We start from the raw sequence: 16,082 nt of genomic DNA on the forward strand, positions 1-16,082 counted from the left end.
CGCGAACGCACACGGCTCGACGCTCACTGGCGTCTGCGCGCACGCAGTCGGCTATCTGATTGGATGGTTTGGCCAGTGCGGAACACGCAGCGCGATGCGGCTGCGTTGGCTCTCACGGTGACGGCCGGCGATGCGAACGATCGCGGCCAGTCCGGGCGGTCGACAGACGCGGCGTGCGGCCGTCAGGCCCGCGCGCCGCACCTGGTCAGATCTCGATCTTCGTGCCGAGCTCGACGACGCGGTTCGCCGGAATCGAGAAGAAGTCGGTCGGCTTCGCGGCATTCTGATGCATCCACGCGAACACGCGCTCGCGCCAGATCGACATCCCGGGCAGATGCGTCGGCACGACCGTTTCGCGCGCGAGGAAGAACGACGTGTCCATCAGCTCGAACGTCATGTCGTGCGCGCGGCCGAATTCCTCGAGCACGGCCTTCACGTCCGGCGTCTCGTTGAAACCGTACTCGGCCTTGACGATGTACAGCCCGCCGCCCGCATCGCGCGAGCTCAGGCGCTTGTCGTCGCGCACGTAAGGAAAGTCGCGCGTGACGAACGTCAGGAAAATGGTTCGCTCGTGCAGCACCTTGTTGTGCTTCAGGTTGTGCAGCAGGCTGACGGGCACGAGCTTGTCGTTGCCGGTCAGGTAGATCGCGGTGCCCGACACGCGATGCGGCGGATGCGCGAGCAGCCCTTGCAGGAACGGCTCGAGCGGAATGCCGTCGGCTGCCGTGCGCTCCTTGACGATGTGGCGCCCCTTGTACCAGGTCATCAGCAGGAAGAACAGCAGCGCGCCGATGCCGAGCGGCAGCCAGCCGCCCTGCGCGACCTTCAGCAGGTTTGCGCCGAAAAAGCCGAGGTCGATCGCGAGGAACACCGCGATGATCGCGCCGACCAGCAACCGGTTCCAGTTCCACACCTTCACCATCACGACGCATGCGAGCACGGTCGTGATCACCATCGTCGCCGTCACCGCAATGCCGTACGCAGCCGCGAGGTTGTCGGAGCTCTTGAAGCCGACCACGATGCAGAGGATCACGAACAGCAGCAGCCAGTTCACGACCGGCACGTAGATCTGGCCGATCGCGAGTTCCGACGTATGCAGCACCTTCATGCGCGGCACGTAGCCGAGCTGGATCGCCTGCGACGTCAGCGAATACGCACCCGAGATCACGGCCTGCGACGCGATCACGGTCGCAACCGTCGACAGCACGACGAGCGGCAGCAGCCCCCATTCGGGCGCCAGCAGGAAGAACGGGTTCTCGATCGCCTTCGGGTTCTGGATCAGCAGCGCGCCCTGGCCGAAGTAGTTCAGCACGAGCGACGGCATCACGAGCCCGTATGCAGCGAGGCGAATCGGCTTCGCGCCGAAGTGACCCATGTCCGCGTAGAGCGCTTCCGCGCCGGTCAGCACCAGCACGACCGAGCCGAGCACGACGTAGGCCTGCAGCAGGTGATCGGCCATGAACGACGCTGCGTAGTACGGATTGATTGCCGCGATGATGCCGGGCACGCGCACGATGTGGTACACGCCGAGCGCCGCGATCACGACGAACCACAGCACCATGATCGGGCCGAACAGCTTGCCGACCAACGCGGTGCCGTGGCGCTGGATCCAGAACAGCGCGATCAGGATCACGATCGTGATCGGCAGCACGAGGTGCGACAGGTGCGGCGTCGCGATTTCGAGACCTTCGACGGCCGACATCACCGAGATCGCCGGCGTGATCACCGCGTCCCCGTAGAACATGCATGCGCCGAATATCCCGAGCGCCATCAGCGCCCCCGCGACGCGGGTTTTCGAGTCGAGCGGCCGCAGCGACAGCGCCATCAGCGCGAGCACGCCGCCTTCGCCGTTGTTGTCTGCCCGCATCACGAACAGCAGGTACTTGACGCCGACCACCAGGATGATCGCCCAGAACAGCAGCGAGATCACGCCGAGAATCGAGCTTTCGGTCAGCGGAATGCCATGCGCGGGGCTGAACGCCTCCTTGAGCGAATACAGCGGGCTGGTGCCGATGTCGCCGAACACGACGCCGATGGCTGCTATCGCTAGCGCCCGCATCGAGTGTTGTTGCGTCGAGTGCGGCGCGTGTGCTGCGTCGGTCGCGTGGATCGTGTCGTTCATATGAAGCGTAATAATCGGGTCCGGGTCGGACAAAACGAGCGCTATTCTACTCGCGCCCCCGTGAAACGCCGCCCTGCTCTGTTGCCGTGAAGCCACGTGATCCACGCTGCGCATGCAATCCGGCGCGAGCTGTGGCAGGGCTGCCATCATAGCCGGGGCGACGCCGTCTGCCTACCGGATACGCAGAGAACGCCGCGGCGCGCAAACGGTGCCGCAACGAAAAACGGCGCCGCAAGCGGCGCCGTACAAGGCTTTCCTTCGATCGGCCGGCCGCTTACGCGCCCGAACCGTCGCGCTGCGCGCGACCGCGCTTGATCCATGCCGCGAGGTTGTGCGGGCGAACCGTGTCCCACTCCTCGAACGGCTGATGAATCCACGGATTCGTCGGCAGATATTGCGTGTGATAGTCGGGCTTGACCTTCGAGCAACCCTTGTACCAGAGCACGGCCGAACGCACGGCCGTCACGGCCGGATAGCGCTCCTTCAGGTGCTCCTGCACGCGCGCGAGCGTGACGCCCGAATCGACGAGATCGTCGACCAGCAGCACGTTGCCCGCGAGGTTGCCGCGCGTCATCGTGATGTACTGCGCGATGTCGAGGTCGCCCTGCTCGGTGCCGGCTGCTTCCCGGTACGAACTCGTCGCAAGGATCGCGAGCGGCACGTCGTAGATGCGCGACAGCTGATCGCCGACGCGCAGGCCGCCGCGCGCGAGACACAGGATCTGGTCGAACTTCCAGCCCGATGCGTGCACCTCGAGCGCGAGCAACTCGATCAAACGATGATATTCGTCCCAGCCTACCCACAGGTTCTTGTCGTCGTTGCGCGGATCGGTCATCAAGTCTGCCGCCGTCATCGTGATTTGCTGCGTCATCTGAGGTTACACCTTGAACGGATGGCGGAGCAGGATCGTTTCGTCGCGGTCCGGGCCCGTCGACACCATGTCGACCGGCACGCCAGCCACTTCCTGGACGCGGGTCAGGTAGGCCTGCGCGTTCGCCGGCAGTGCTTCCCACGTCTTGATGCCGACCGTGCTTTCCTTCCAGCCGGAGAAGGTTTCGTACACGGGCTCGCAACGGGCCACATCGGCCGCGCCGCGCGGCAGGATGTCCACATCCTTGCCGTCGATCTTGTAGCCGACGCACAGCTTGACTTCGTCGAGGCCGTCGAGCACATCGAGCTTCGTCATGCACAGGCCCGACACGCCGTTGATCTGGATCGAGCGGCGCAGCGCGGCCGCATCGAGCCAGCCCGTGCGGCGCGGACGGCCGGTGACGGAACCGAATTCCTTGCCGACGTTCGCGAGCGTGACGCCGACCTGGTCCTGGCGCTGCGGGTTGTCCGCATCGTACAGTTCGCTCGGGAACGGGCCCGAACCGACGCGCGTGCAATACGCCTTCGTGATGCCGAGGATGTAGTTGAGCTTCTGCGGACCGACGCCCGCGCCGGCCGACGCCGCACCCGCGACGCAGTTGCTCGACGTGACGAACGGATAGGTGCCGTGATCGATGTCGAGCAGCGTGCCTTGCGCGCCTTCGAACAGCAGGTTCTGGCCCGCGTTGTTCGCGTCGTACAGGCGGCGCGACACGTCGGCCACCATCGGCTTCAGGCGGTCGGCATAGCCGAGCATCGTGTCGAGCGTGGCCTGGAAGTCGACGGCCGCGCCACCCAGGTACTGGGTCAGCACGAAGTTGTGGAAATCGAGGTTTTCGCGCAGGCGGTCGGCGAAAGTCTTCGCGTCGAACAGGTCCTGCACGCGCAGCGCGCGACGGCCGACCTTGTCTTCGTACGCGGGGCCGATGCCGCGGCCCGTCGTGCCGATCTTGCCCGCGCCCTTGCGCGCCTCGCGCGCCTGGTCGATCGCGATGTGGTACGGCAGGATCAGCGTCGTGGCTTCGGAAATGAACAGACGGTCGCGCACGTTCACGCCGGCTTCTTCGAGCTCGCCGATTTCCTTGAACAGTGCTTCGGGGGACAGGACGACGCCGTTGCCGATGTAGCAGGCGACGCCTTCACGCATGATGCCCGACGGAATGAGGCGCAAGATCGTTTTCTTGCCGCCGATGATGAGGGTGTGGCCGGCGTTGTGGCCGCCCTGGAAACGCACGACGCCCTGAGCGTGGTCCGTCAGCCAGTCGACGATCTTGCCCTTGCCTTCATCACCCCATTGAGTTCCCACAACGACGACATTGCGCCCGGGAGTCACGTTCACTGCGCTGGCAGACATGTTGATTCGTTAGCTGGTTAAAAACGTATTCTACCTATGTTCGCGGGCGTTTCCGAATTTTTCCGTTTCGCTTCAACGATATGCACGCCGAAGCACGGCCCGCGAACGCCTGTTTATCGGGGTTCGACCACCCATGCGCCGTTGCGCTCGACGAGCGAACGGTCGCAGGCGAACTCGTCGAGCACGTGGTCGTGGCCCGGCAGTGCCTGGATCACGACCTCGCCCGCATCGCGCAGCGCCGCGACGGCCGCGCCCAGCGCGTCGTCCTGCGCCCACGGCGCGAGAATCGCGGTGCCGCGCGCCTCGACCGGCGAAATCCGCGCGAGCTCGCGCAGGTCGAGCGAGAAGCCCGTGGCCGGACGGGCACGGCCATATGCCTGGCCCACGTGGTCGTAGCGGCCGCCGCGCGCGATCGCGTTCGGCACGCCGTCGATGTACGCGCTGAACATCGCGCCGCTGTGGTATGCGTAGCCGCGCAGGTCGGCGAGGTCGATCGCCACTTCGGCGCCCTTCGCCTGCGCGGCGAGCTGCGCCAGATCGTCGAGCGCCCGCGTGATTTCGGGCAGCACCGGCAGCCGTGCGCGCGCCTCGGCGAGTACGTTCGCGTCGCCGTAAAGGTTCGGCAGCGCGCGCAGCGCTGCCCGCGTATCGGCACCGAGATCGTCGGTGAGCTCGTTCAGCAGCGGCACGTCCTTGCCCGACAGCGCGTCGTACAGGGACTCGCCGCGCTCGGCGGCCTGCGCATCGCGCGCCAGCAGCGCCGCGAGCACGCCCGCGTGGCCGAGGTCGAGACGGATGCGCGACAGGCCCGCGAGATGCAGTGCGTCGAGCATCAGTTGCTGGATCTCGAGATCGGCTTCCAGCCCGGCATGCCCGTAGATTTCGGCGCCGATCTGGATCTGCTCGCGCGTCGCATGCAGGCCGCGCGGACGCGTATGCATCACGTGGCCCGCATAGCAGAGGCGCGTCACGCCCTGACGGTTCAACAGGTGCGCGTCGATCCGCGCGACCTGCGGCGTGATGTCCGCGCGCAGGCCGAGCGTGCGGCCCGACAGCTGGTCGACCAGCTTGAAGGTGCGCAGGCGCAGATCGGCGCCGCCGCTCGTCAGCAGCGACTCGAGATACTCGAGCAGCGGCGGCATCACCATTTCGTAGCCGTACGAACGGAAACGGTCGAGCAGCCTGCGGCGCAGCTCCTCGATCTTGCGCGCTTCCGACGGCAGTACGTCGGCGATATTCTCGGGAAGTAACCAGGTCGACATCGGTACGGTCCTACGACGGGAAACAGCGCGCGACACGCGCGCCGCAATATGAATCGAAAATCCGGAATCGGGCGGAACGAACGGCGGATGCGCCGTCCGGATCAGGTCTCCGGTCAGGTGGCGAGTAGCAGCAGCACGAGCCCGAGCACCATCACGATCAGCCCGCCGATCCGGATATGATGCGGCGGCCGCTCAGCTATTCTACGAAACGTGTCGCGCCAGGCGACGGGAAACACGAAGGGAAACGCCCCCTCGATGATCAGCATCAGCGCTACTGCGAGCAACAACGAGCCAGCCAGGTCCATGCGAGCGACGGCGCCGCTCGACGCGGCGCCCCAAGGTCAGTGTTTGCGGGGAGCAGGCGCCGACGGTGCGGCACCGCCCGTCGGGCTGCGCATGAAGCGGAAGAACTCGCTGTCGGGATCGACGACGATGATGTCGTTGCGCTTGAACGTCTTCCGGTAGGCCTGCAGGCTCGCGTAGAACTGATAGAACTGCGGATCGCGGCCGAACGCATCGGCGGCAATCGTCGCGGCCTTCGCGTCGCCCTCGCCCTTGATCGTCTGTGCGGATTTGTACGCGTTCGCGAGCACGGCCTGCTGTTCGCGTTCAGCGTCGGCCTTGATCTGCTCGACGTCGGACGCGCCCTCCGCACGCACCTGTGCCGCCTGATCGCGCAGCGCGCCGATCATCCGCTGATAGACGGCATCCGTCTGCGCAGCCGGCAAGTCGACGCGCGTCAACTGGACGTCGACCACGTCGACGCCGAAACCGGACGCTTTCGCCTTCGCCGCGTCGCGGGCTGCGTCGGCGATCGCGCGCTGGCCGCCGAGGGCGTCGTCGAGCGCACGCTTGCCGAACGCGTCGCCGAGCGCGCTCTTCAGCACACCGGCCAGGCGTTCGGTAGCCGCCGCCGGATCGCCGCCCGTCACCGTGAAATATTTCAGCGGATCGCTGATCCGGTACTTCACTGCATACGCGACGAGCAGGTCGTGCTTGTCTTCCGTTGCCAGTTGCAGCGGATCGGACGACTCGAGCGATTGCAGGCGCGTGTCGATCAGCGTGGCCGTCTGCAGTGGCGGCGGCAGCTTGAAATGGATACCGGGGCCGGCGAGTTCGGGCTGTGCGCCGTCGCGGCCCGACAGCACGGCCGTATGGCGCGGATCGACGGTCAGGACCGTCGAGGAGGCCGCGAAGGCAACGATCACGATTGCGACGACGAGCGCAATGATTCGGTTCATGTTCTGCGCTCCCGTTACTTCAGATCGTCTTCACGCGACCGGCTGCGGAAACCTTCGCGCGATCGCAGCACGTCGCCGCCCGACGCCACGGCGGCCGATGCCGCGCTCGCGGGTACGGCTGCCGACGGCGCGACAGCCGCCGGCGCAGACGCCGCATCGGGTGCGGTTGCGCCGGTGGACGTCGCGGCGTTTTGCCGCCCCTGCTCGACGAGCTTGTCGAGCGGCAGATACACGACGCTGTTGCCGCCCTTGTTGCCGACGAACACCTTCGTCGCGTTCGAATAGATTTCCTGCATCGTCTCGAGGTACATCCGCTCGCGGATCACCGCCGGCGCCTTCGAGTACTGCGCGTAGACCTGCTTGAAGCGATCGGCATCGCCTTCGGCTTCCGTGACCACGCGATCGGAATACGCCTTCGCTTCGTCGACGAGCTTCGCGGCATCGCCCTGCGCCTTCGGCAGCAGGTCGTTTGCGTACGCCTGCGCGGCGCGCTTCGCGGCCTCGCGCTCGTCGCGCGCCTTCGCGACTTCACCATAGGCGGCCTGCGTCTGCTCGGGCGCGGCGACGCTCTGCATCGTGACGGCCGTCACCTCGAGCCCCGACTGGTAGCGGTCGAGGTCGCGCTGGATCGCGGCGGAAAGCTGCTCGCGCAGCGCGTCGCGGTCCTGGTTCAGCACGTCGGCCGCGCTGCGCGTACCGACGATCGCACGCACCGCGGCCTGCGCGGCCTGCGACACGCTGCGCTCGGGATCGACGCTGCGGAACAGGTAGTCGGTTGCCGAACGAATCCGGTACTGGACGATGAAGCGCACGTCGACGATGTCGGCATCGCGCGTCAGCATCGCCGCTTCCTTCACGTTCGCGAGATGCACGACGTTGTTGCGGCCGATCTCGATCGAGCGGACCTGCGACGTATCGACGATCTCGTGCGACGCGAACGGATACGGCGCGCGCCAGTGCACGCCCTGGCCGACCGTGCCCGACAGCTTGCCGAGCTGCAGTACGACGCCCGTCTGGCCGTCCTGCACGACGAACAGCCCGCTGCCCGCGTAGACCGCGACCAGCACGCCGATCACGATGCCGACGCCGACCCGCGCGGCCCGTCCGTTGTCGGGACGGAAGCCGTTGCCGCCCTTGCCGCCGAAAAGGCCGCTCAAGCGGCGGTTGAAGTTGCGCCACATCTCGTCGAGATCGGGCGGACCTTCACCGTCGCCGCCTTGCGGACGCTTCGATTCGTTCGCACGGGGACGGGATCCGTCTTTGCCATTGCCTTCGCCGCGTCCCCAGCGGGGATCGTTGATCGACAGCAAGGCGCGCATCCGCCGCCAGGTACTCCGCTCGTTGTATTCGTTCACCAGAGTTTGTTCACCAGATTAGACGCCGGCGAACCGGCCGGGACCGGTTAGCGCCCGTGTTCGGAAATCGTGCGGTCTTCGTGTGATTCAGCGGACGCGCCGTCGAGTGCGCCGTTGGGTAACATCGCGCTGGGAAGGTGTTCCGCGGAGGCAATCTCGGCGATGGCGGCACGCAACGCGTCAAGCCCCTGACCGGTGCGTGCGCTCAAAAAGACGCGCGAAATATTACCATACTCGTCCCGCTCGACCGCGTCGCCGCGGGCCGCCAGTTCGGGCACCGCGTCGATCTTGTTGAACACCAGCACCTGCCGGATCGTGTCCGCGCCGATCTCGTGCAGCACGCCGTTGACCTGCTCGATCTGCTCGAGCCTGACCGCACTCGATGCATCGACCACGTGCAGCAGCAGATCCGCGTGGATCGTTTCCTCGAGGGTCGCGCGGAATGCCGCGACGAGCTGGTGAGGCAGCTCCCGGATGAACCCGACCGTATCCGACACGACGATCTGGCCGACCTCGTCGCCGAGGTACACGCGCCGCGACGTCGTATCGAGCGTCGCGAACAGCTGGTCGGCCGCGTAGGCCTGCGCCTTCGTCAGCGCATTGAACAGCGTCGACTTGCCCGCGTTCGTATAGCCGACCAGCGACACCGACATCGTGCCGCTGCGCGCGCGCTGCCGGCGTTGCGTGCTGTGTTGCCGGCGCAGCCGGTCGAGCCGCGACTTCAGCATCTTGATGCGCTCGCCGATCAGCCGGCGGTCGGTTTCGAGCTGGGTTTCGCCGGGGCCGCGCAGGCCGATACCACCCTTTTGCCGTTCGAGGTGGGTCCATGCGCGAATGAGCCGCGTCGACAGGTATTGAAGCTGCGCGAGCTCGACCTGCAGCTTGCCTTCATGGCTGCGGGCGCGCTGCGCGAAGATATCGAGGATGAGGCTCGTGCGATCGACGACCCGCCTGTTAAGTGCCCGCTCCAGATTGCGTTGCTGGGCCGGCGCCAGTGCGTGGTTGAAGATGACGATTTCGACGTTGTGCGTGTCGCAGGCAAGCCGCAGTTCATCGGCTTTGCCGCTGCCGATGAACATCGCGGCATCGGGACTGGCGCGACGACCTGTGAGGGTGACGGCGGGACGGGCCCCCGCGCTGGAGGCGAGAAGACTGAGTTCTTCGAGACTGGCTTCGAAATCGGTCTTGCCGAAATCGATGCCGACGAGCGCTGCGTTGATCAAATTATCGGGTGTCAAGATAAGGCGGCTGGCATCGGTCGCTCGCGGCGACCGGATGCCGGCCGCTGCGATAGGTTAGGACGAAGCTTCCGCGTCCGGGTGGAAATTCACCGGGCGCGCCGGCACGACCGTCGAGATGGCGTGCTTGTAGACCATCTGGGTCACCGTATTACGGAGCAACACGACGTACTGGTCGAACGATTCAATGTTCCCTTGGAGCTTGATGCCGTTGACGAGGTAGATCGAAACGGGAACGTGCTCTTTGCGCAGTGCGTTCAAAAACGGGTCTTGTAACAATTGCCCTTTGTTGCTCATGGCGTACTCCATCTTTTTTTGCAGGTTGATCTGGATTGGCGGGGAAGAAAAAGAGATCCGGCGCCAATCGCTACACTATAGCCGATTTTGCCTGCCCCGCCCGGGGCATAGGCCTTGCAGCCTATCCCTTGCGGGGCGTGCTTCAGCCCTTGTCCGCGTACGGATTGTTCGACGAACGGAACTCTATGCGCAATGGAGTCCCGGTCAGCGAGAAAGTTTCGCGGAACCGGTTTTCCAGGTAGCGCTTGTACGTTTCCGTCACGGCGTCGAGCGCGTTGCCGTGGATCACGATGATCGGCGGATTCTGGCCGCCCTGGTGCGCGTAGCGCAGCTTCGGACGCACCGGACCGCGACGGCGCGGCTGCTGGAACTCGACGGCCTCGATCAGCGCGCGCGTGAGCTTCGGCGTCGGCAGCTTCGCCATCGCCGCCGCGTATGCGTCGTCTACCGAGCGCATCAGCGTGCCGATGCCCGTCTTCTTCGCGGCCGAAATGAAGTGCGATTTCGCGAAGTCGAGGAATTTCAGCTTGCGGGTCAAATCCGCTTTCGCGCGATCGCGCGCGTGCTCGTCGAGCCCGTCCCACTTGTTGACGCCGATCACGAGCGCGCGGCCCTGCTCGACGACGAAGCCGGCGATGTGCGCGTCCTGGTCGGAAATGTCCTGCTGCGCATCCAGCAGAAGAATGACGACATTTGCGTCGGAAATCGACTGCAGCGTCTTCACGACCGAGAACTTTTCGATCGCCTCGAACACCTTGCCGCGGCGCCGCAGGCCGGCCGTGTCGATCAGCGTGTATTTCTTGCCGTTGCGCTCGAAGTCGACGTAGATCGAATCGCGCGTGGTGCCCGGCATGTCGAACGCGATCACGCGGTCCTCGCCGATCAGCGCGTTCACGAGCGTCGACTTGCCGACGTTCGGCCGGCCGACGATCGCGATCTTGATGCCGCGCGACGGGTCGTTCTCGTCTTCCTCTTCGGGCTGGTCCCTGTATGCGACTTCCAGCGCCTCGTTGATCATGTCGGTCACGCCGTCGCCGTGCGCGGCCGAGATCGCGCGCGGGTCGCCGAGCCCGAGCTCGTAGAAGTCGGTCGCGACCGCCGTGTACTTCATCCCCTCGGCCTTGTTGACGACGAGGAAGATCGGCCGGCCGGTCTTGCGCAGGTAGTCGGCGATCGACTTGTCCTGCGGCGCGAGCCCGTTGCGGCCGTCGACGATGAACACGACGACGTCGGCCTCTTCAACCGCCTGCCGCGTCTGGCGCGCCATCTCGTGCAGGATGCCGTCCTTCGCGACGGGCTCGAAGCCGCCCGTATCGACGACCAGGTACGGCCGTTCGCCGACGCGCCCTTCGCCGTAATGGCGATCGCGCGTCAGGCCCGGCAGGTCGGCAACCAGCGCATCGCGCGAGCGCGTGAGCCGGTTGAACAGCGTGGATTTCCCCACATTGGGGCGCCCAACGAGGGCAATGACCGGTTTCATCTGTGTTTTCTACGGTGAAGCGCAGCAGCGGGAGGCCCGCTGCTGCGGGCGGCTGCGCTGAATGAAAATATCACGAATTCGCGCCGCGCCCGATGCGCGCGCCAGGCGCGCGTTGCGCGCCGTCGTCTTTCGTCTCGAACTGCCTTTCAAATACCGAGCGGCCGGGAACACCGGCCGCCTTCATGTCGCGCGGCCAAGGCGCGCGGGACAAGCCCGTCGCACCGCGGCCGCGCATGTTTCCTGCGCGTCAGCGCGGACGGAACCCGTACAGGCCGCCGTCCTTCGTCTGCACGACGAGCGTATTGCCCGCGAGGACCGGTGCGGCCGTAATCGCGCTGCCATCGGTCTTCATCCGCGCGATGAAGCTGCCGTCTTCGCGCGACAGGAAGTGCACGACGCCCTGGTAGTCGCCCATCACGACCGCATGCCCGAGCAGGTACGGCACACCGACGTCGCGACTCTTGAGCTTGTCGTTGCGCCAGAGCTGATTGCCCGACGCCGCATCGTACGCCGTCACGACCGACCAGTCGTCGCCGCCGGCGACCACCGAATCGTCCTGTGCGAGGCCGCTGCGGCTCGAGAACGGCTTTTCCCACAGCGGGCGGCCCGAATTCGCATCGAAGCAGCCGAGCTGACCCTGGAACGTCACCGCGCAGGCTTCGGCACCCACGAGCGTCGGCGGACCGCTGACGTCGTTGATGCGCTCGACCTCGGTCACGCCCTTCGGGAACGACACGGGCGTCTGCCAGAACGGCTCGCCCGTCTGCAGGTTGATCGCGACGAGACCGCCGCCGGGGAAGCCCGCCAGCACCGCCGCGTCGCCCGCGAACGTCATGCCGGCCGACACGCGCAGGTTCAGCGGCACCGCACGGTTGCGGTAGTTCCACTTCTGTTCGCCCGTCTGCGCGTTGAAGGCGATCACCTGCCCGTCGATCGTGCGGACGACCACGAGGCCATTGCCGACGAGCGGCGGCGAGAAGATCTCGCCCTGCACGCTGGTCTTCCACAGTTGCTTGCCGTCCGGGCCCAGCACGAACACGCCGCCCTTCAGCGCACCGACCGCGGTCAGGTTGCCGTCGCTGCCGACGCCGGCCGACAGGTCCGAATCGACCTTCGAGCGCCAGATCGTCTGGCCCGTCTTCGCGTCGATCTTCTCGACCGAACCGTTTTCGCCCGCCGCGTAGACGGCGTCGCCCACGGCCACCGGCGAGAACAGGTAGCGTCCGCCCTTGCCGACGCTCGCCTTCCAGACCTGTTGCACGTCCATCACGGGCTTGAACTCGGTGAGCGGCGTCGGCACGCGGCGCGCATCCTTCGACGACGAGCAGGCCGCCAATGCCAGGACAGCCGCCGCGCAGGCAACGGGCACAGCGTAACGTTTCAGCAAATTCATCGGTTAGCGAAGCAGAGTTAAGAGGTTGAGGGGACCGGAGTTCAGCCGCCGAGCGCGTCCAGCTTGAACTGCACGAGCTGGCGCGCGGACTGGTCGTCCTTCGACAGGCCGTCGAGCGCCAGCTTGTAAGCGGCGCGCGCATCGTCGGTCTTGCCTTGCGCGGCAAGCAGATCGCCGCGGCGATCGGCCACGAGGCCCTTGAATGCATCGAGCGGCGTACCCGACAGCAGCGCGAGGCCCGCGTCGTACGCCTTCTCGTCGAGCAGCAGCGACGCGAGACGCAGCTTCGCGATCTGCTTGTACTCGTCGTCCTTGGCGTGATCGACGGCCCATTGCAGCTGCGTCTTCGCGCCTGCGGAGTCGCCGGCCGCGTACAGCACCTTCGCGGCCGCCAGCGCCGTCATCTGCGCATACGGCGTGCTGCCGAACTTGTCTTCCATGTCGGCGGCCGCGCGAGCCATCGTCGCCTTGTCGTTCGCGGCGGCGGCCTTCTGGACCTGCTCGTACAGCCCGGACGCCTCGGCAGCCTGACGGCGCTGCCAGTAGTTCCAGCCGTTGAAACCGGCCGCGACGACGAGCGCCGCCAGCACGATCCACGTGGTGAGGTTGCCCCAGCGGGCCCACCACGCCTTGACACTTTCAATCGATTCTTGTTCGTCGTGATAACTCATCGGCGAGCGATTCCTTCCTGTTCAGGCCTTTCTTGTCGAGCGATTGCCAGCGCGATCAGTCGTCGCCGTCTTCGGCGGATGCAACCATCGCATTGATTAGGAATTCGGTCAAGCTTTCGACCGGTACGGTCTGCTGAACGTTCTTTTCCCCGTCTTCGCCTGCACCGCGCAGCGCTTTCACGCCCACCGTGCCGTTCGCGACCTCTTCTTCGCCGAAGATCACCGCGAATGCCGCGCCGCTTGCATCGGCCCGCTTCATCTGCGACTTGAAGCTCGCCGGCGCGCCGTCGGCGCTGCAGTGGAAGATCACGTCGAGGCCCGTGTCGCGCAGGCGCTCGGCCGCGATGAACGCCTGTTCGCGGGCGGTCTCGCCCTGGTGCACGACGTACACGTCGACGCCTTCCTGCTCGGGCGCCAGATCCTCTTCCTTCAGCAGTTCGAGGATGCGCTCGATGCCCATCGCCCAGCCGCACGCGGCGGCCGGCTTGCCGCCGAGCTGCTCGATCAGCGGATCGTAGCGGCCGCCGGCCGCGACCGTGCCCTGCGCGCCGAGCTTGTCCGTCACCCACTCGAACACGGTCAGGTTGTAGTAGTCGAGGCCGCGCACGAGACGCGGGTTGATCTTGAACGGAATGTTGTTCGCGAGCAGCAGGCGCTGCAGCCCCTCGAAGTGCGCGCGCGATTCGTCGCCGAGAAAATCGATCAGCTTCGGCGCGTTCTGCGCGATCTCCTGCAGCGCGGGATTCTTCGTGTCGAGCACGCGCAGCGGGTTCGTATACAGGCGGCGCTTCGCGTCCTCGTCGAGCACGTCGGCGAACTGCTCGAGGTACTTGATCAGTTCGACGCGGTGCGCGGCGCGCTCTTCGGCGAGGCCGAGCGAGTTGATCTCGAGCTTGATGCCGGTCAGGCCGAGGTCGTCCCACAGGCGCTGGCACATCATGATGATCTCGGCATCCGCATCGGGCCCCGCGAAGCCGAGCGCCTCGACGCCGACCTGGTGGAACTGGCGGTAGCGGCCGCGCTGCGGACGCTCGTGACGGAACATCGGGCCGATGTACCACAGGCGCTTCGGGCCGTCGTACAGCATGTTGTGCTCGATCGACGCGCGCACGACGGCCGCGGTGTTTTCCGGGCGCATCGTCAGGTTCTCGCCGTTCAGCGCGTCGGTGAAGCTGTACATCTCCTTCTCGACGATGTCGGTGACTTCGCCGATGCCGCGCGTGAAGAGCTGCGTGTGTTCGACGATCGGCGTGCGGATGTTCTGGTAGCCGTATGCGCGCAGCAGCGATTTCACGGTGGCTTCGAAGAATTCCCACAGGCCGGCATCCTGCGGAAGGATGTCGTTCATGCCCTTGACGCCGGTGAGTTTCTCGATCTTGCGTTTCTGTTCAGTCATCGTGTGTGTTGACGAATTAGTTCACTGCCGCGTCGGCGCGGCCATAGTTGCGTGCGACGTAGTCGCTGACGATCTGCTGAAATTCCTCGGCGATCCGCTCGCCGCGCAGCGTCTTGACCTTCTCGCCGTCGATGAAGACGGGCGCGGCCGGGTTTTCGCCCGAACCCGGCAGGCTGATGCCGATGTTCGCGTGCTTCGATTCGCCCGGGCCGTTGACGATGCAGCCCATCACCGCGACGTTCATCTTCTCGACGCCCGGGTACTCCTTGCGCCAGACCGGCATCTGCTCGCGCAGGTAGGTCTGGATCTGCATCGCGAGTTCCTGGAACAGCGTGCTCGTCGTACGGCCGCAGCCCGGGCACGCGATCACCATCGGCGCGAACGAGCGCAGGCCCATCGTCTGGAGGATTTCCTGGCCGACGATCACCTCGCCCGTGCGCGACGCGCCCGGTTCCGGCGTCAGCGAGATGCGGATCGTGTCGCCGATCCCTTCCTGCAGCAGCACGCCGAGCGCGGCCGTCGATGCGACGATGCCCTTCGAGCCCATGCCTGCCTCGGTCAGCCCGAGATGCAGCGCGAAGCCGCAGCGGCGGCCGAGTTCGCGGTACACGGCAATCAGATCCTGCACGCCGCTGACCTTGCACGACAGCACGATGCGATCGCGGCCGAGACCCAGCTCGGCTGCGCGCTCGGCCGAGCCGATCGCCGACTGGATCAGCGCCTCGTACATCACGCTTTGCGCGTCCCACGGCTGCGAACGCGCGCCGTTCTCGTCCATCATGCGCGCGAGCAGGTCCTGGTCGAGACTGCCCCAGTTCACGCCGATCCGCACCGGCTTGTCGTACTTGGCCGCAGCCTCGATCATCTGCGCGAACTGCGTATCGCGCTTCGCGCCCTGACCGACGTTGCCGGGGTTGATCCGGTACTTCGACAGCGACTCCGCGCAGCCCGGGTAGTCGCGCAGCAGCAGGTGGCCGTTGTAGTGGAAATCGCCGACGAGCGGCACGGTCACGCCCATCCGGTCGAGCTGCTCGCGGATCGCCGGCACGGCGGCCGCGGCCTCCGGCGTGTTCACCGTGATGCGCACCAGCTCGGAGCCCGCGTTCGCGAGTTCCTTGATCTGGATCGCGGTGCCGATCGCGTCGGCCGTGTCGGTATTCGTCATCGACTGCACGCGCACCGGCGCGGCGCCGCCGATCGTCACGAGCTGCCCGCCCCAGCGGACATCCACCGCATGCGACACGCGGCGCGGCTGATGCCCGCCGAACACCGGCTCGGTTGAACAAATCTGACTGCTGCGTGGGGATTGAGCTTCGGATTGCATCGATAGATCCATTTACGCGGAATGCGCCGCAACGCGGCGCATGAATTGAAAAAGCGCCGTGTCCTCACGGCCTGCCGAT

Annotated in this window: 14 protein-coding genes; all 14 read right to left on the minus strand. The window is 66.0% G+C overall.

Annotated elements, in window-relative coordinates:
* Positions 1-205: 205 nt before the first annotated feature.
* Positions 206-2,122, minus strand: coding sequence for a potassium transporter Kup (locus ACPUER_RS25920; RefSeq protein ID WP_034181293.1), 1,917 nt, complete (start codon positions 2,120-2,122; stop codon positions 206-208).
* A gap of 274 nt (positions 2,123-2,396) precedes the next feature.
* Positions 2,397-2,993, minus strand: coding sequence for a phosphoribosyltransferase (locus ACPUER_RS25925; protein WP_175960899.1), 597 nt, complete (start codon positions 2,991-2,993; stop codon positions 2,397-2,399).
* A 6-nt stretch (positions 2,994-2,999) separates the two neighbouring features.
* Positions 3,000-4,346, minus strand: coding sequence for an adenylosuccinate synthase (locus tag ACPUER_RS25930; RefSeq protein ID WP_072437237.1), 1,347 nt, complete (start codon positions 4,344-4,346; stop codon positions 3,000-3,002).
* A gap of 113 nt (positions 4,347-4,459) precedes the next feature.
* A complete protein-coding gene (locus ACPUER_RS25935; protein ID WP_175960900.1) occupies positions 4,460-5,608 on the minus strand; it encodes an ATP phosphoribosyltransferase regulatory subunit in 1,149 nt (382 codons plus the stop codon).
* Between the two features lie 113 nt (positions 5,609-5,721).
* The gene (locus tag ACPUER_RS25940; protein ID WP_006478685.1) at positions 5,722-5,913 is read right to left on the minus strand and encodes a DUF2065 domain-containing protein; all 192 of its coding nucleotides are present in this window, start codon (positions 5,911-5,913) and stop codon (positions 5,722-5,724) included.
* A gap of 36 nt (positions 5,914-5,949) precedes the next feature.
* Positions 5,950-6,849 (minus strand): protease modulator HflC, encoded by a 900-nt coding sequence (hflC, locus tag ACPUER_RS25945; RefSeq protein ID WP_425132497.1) that lies wholly within the window; start codon positions 6,847-6,849, stop codon positions 5,950-5,952.
* A 14-nt stretch (positions 6,850-6,863) separates the two neighbouring features.
* Positions 6,864-8,204: an FtsH protease activity modulator HflK gene (hflK, locus tag ACPUER_RS25950; protein WP_425132498.1), complete on the minus strand. Its 1,341-nt coding sequence runs from the start codon at positions 8,202-8,204 to the stop codon at positions 6,864-6,866.
* Positions 8,205-8,251: 47 nt separating this feature from the next.
* Positions 8,252-9,427, minus strand: a complete 1,176-nt coding sequence (gene hflX / locus ACPUER_RS25955) for a GTPase HflX (RefSeq protein WP_175961293.1) — start codon at positions 9,425-9,427, stop codon at positions 8,252-8,254.
* A gap of 72 nt (positions 9,428-9,499) precedes the next feature.
* Positions 9,500-9,739: an RNA chaperone Hfq gene (gene hfq / locus ACPUER_RS25960; RefSeq protein ID WP_006399927.1), complete on the minus strand. Its 240-nt coding sequence runs from the start codon at positions 9,737-9,739 to the stop codon at positions 9,500-9,502.
* Positions 9,740-9,881: 142 nt separating this feature from the next.
* Positions 9,882-11,219: a ribosome biogenesis GTPase Der gene (gene der, locus ACPUER_RS25965; RefSeq protein ID WP_051983718.1), complete on the minus strand. Its 1,338-nt coding sequence runs from the start codon at positions 11,217-11,219 to the stop codon at positions 9,882-9,884.
* A 247-nt stretch (positions 11,220-11,466) separates the two neighbouring features.
* Positions 11,467-12,612: an outer membrane protein assembly factor BamB gene (bamB, locus tag ACPUER_RS25970; RefSeq protein ID WP_175960903.1), complete on the minus strand. Its 1,146-nt coding sequence runs from the start codon at positions 12,610-12,612 to the stop codon at positions 11,467-11,469.
* Between the two features lie 41 nt (positions 12,613-12,653).
* Positions 12,654-13,283 (minus strand): tetratricopeptide repeat protein, encoded by a 630-nt coding sequence (locus ACPUER_RS25975; RefSeq protein WP_152857461.1) that lies wholly within the window; start codon positions 13,281-13,283, stop codon positions 12,654-12,656.
* Positions 13,284-13,338: 55 nt separating this feature from the next.
* Positions 13,339-14,679: a histidine--tRNA ligase gene (gene hisS / locus ACPUER_RS25980; RefSeq protein ID WP_425132499.1), complete on the minus strand. Its 1,341-nt coding sequence runs from the start codon at positions 14,677-14,679 to the stop codon at positions 13,339-13,341.
* Positions 14,680-14,695: 16 nt separating this feature from the next.
* Complete coding sequence (gene ispG, locus ACPUER_RS25985; RefSeq protein ID WP_425132500.1) at positions 14,696-16,003, minus strand: flavodoxin-dependent (E)-4-hydroxy-3-methylbut-2-enyl-diphosphate synthase; 1,308 nt, start codon at positions 16,001-16,003, stop codon at positions 14,696-14,698.
* Between the last annotated feature and the right edge of the window lie 79 nt (positions 16,004-16,082).

Source organism: Burkholderia sp. DN3021 (genome assembly GCF_049805555.1).
GTDB lineage: Bacteria > Pseudomonadota > Gammaproteobacteria > Burkholderiales > Burkholderiaceae > Burkholderia > Burkholderia pyrrocinia_C.

Excerpts from the sequence above, each read along its gene's own strand:
- ACPUER_RS25920 (WP_034181293.1), bottom strand. The coding sequence starts at position 2,122 with ATGAACGACACGATCCACGCGACCGACGCAGCACACGCGCCGCACTCG.
- ACPUER_RS25925 (WP_175960899.1), bottom strand. The coding sequence starts at position 2,993 with ATGACGCAGCAAATCACGATGACGGCGGCAGACTTGATGACCGATCCG.
- ACPUER_RS25930 (WP_072437237.1), bottom strand. The coding sequence starts at position 4,346 with ATGTCTGCCAGCGCAGTGAACGTGACTCCCGGGCGCAATGTCGTCGTT.
- ACPUER_RS25935 (WP_175960900.1), bottom strand. The coding sequence starts at position 5,608 with ATGTCGACCTGGTTACTTCCCGAGAATATCGCCGACGTACTGCCGTCG.
- ACPUER_RS25940 (WP_006478685.1), bottom strand. The coding sequence starts at position 5,913 with ATGGACCTGGCTGGCTCGTTGTTGCTCGCAGTAGCGCTGATGCTGATC.
- hflC (WP_425132497.1), bottom strand. The coding sequence starts at position 6,849 with ATGAACCGAATCATTGCGCTCGTCGTCGCAATCGTGATCGTTGCCTTC.
- hfq (WP_006399927.1), bottom strand. The coding sequence starts at position 9,739 with ATGAGCAACAAAGGGCAATTGTTACAAGACCCGTTTTTGAACGCACTG.
- der (WP_051983718.1), bottom strand. The coding sequence starts at position 11,219 with ATGAAACCGGTCATTGCCCTCGTTGGGCGCCCCAATGTGGGGAAATCC.
- bamB (WP_175960903.1), bottom strand. The coding sequence starts at position 12,612 with ATGAATTTGCTGAAACGTTACGCTGTGCCCGTTGCCTGCGCGGCGGCT.
- ACPUER_RS25975 (WP_152857461.1), bottom strand. The coding sequence starts at position 13,283 with ATGAGTTATCACGACGAACAAGAATCGATTGAAAGTGTCAAGGCGTGG.
- hisS (WP_425132499.1), bottom strand. The coding sequence starts at position 14,679 with ATGACTGAACAGAAACGCAAGATCGAGAAACTCACCGGCGTCAAGGGC.
- ispG (WP_425132500.1), bottom strand. The coding sequence starts at position 16,003 with ATGCAATCCGAAGCTCAATCCCCACGCAGCAGTCAGATTTGTTCAACC.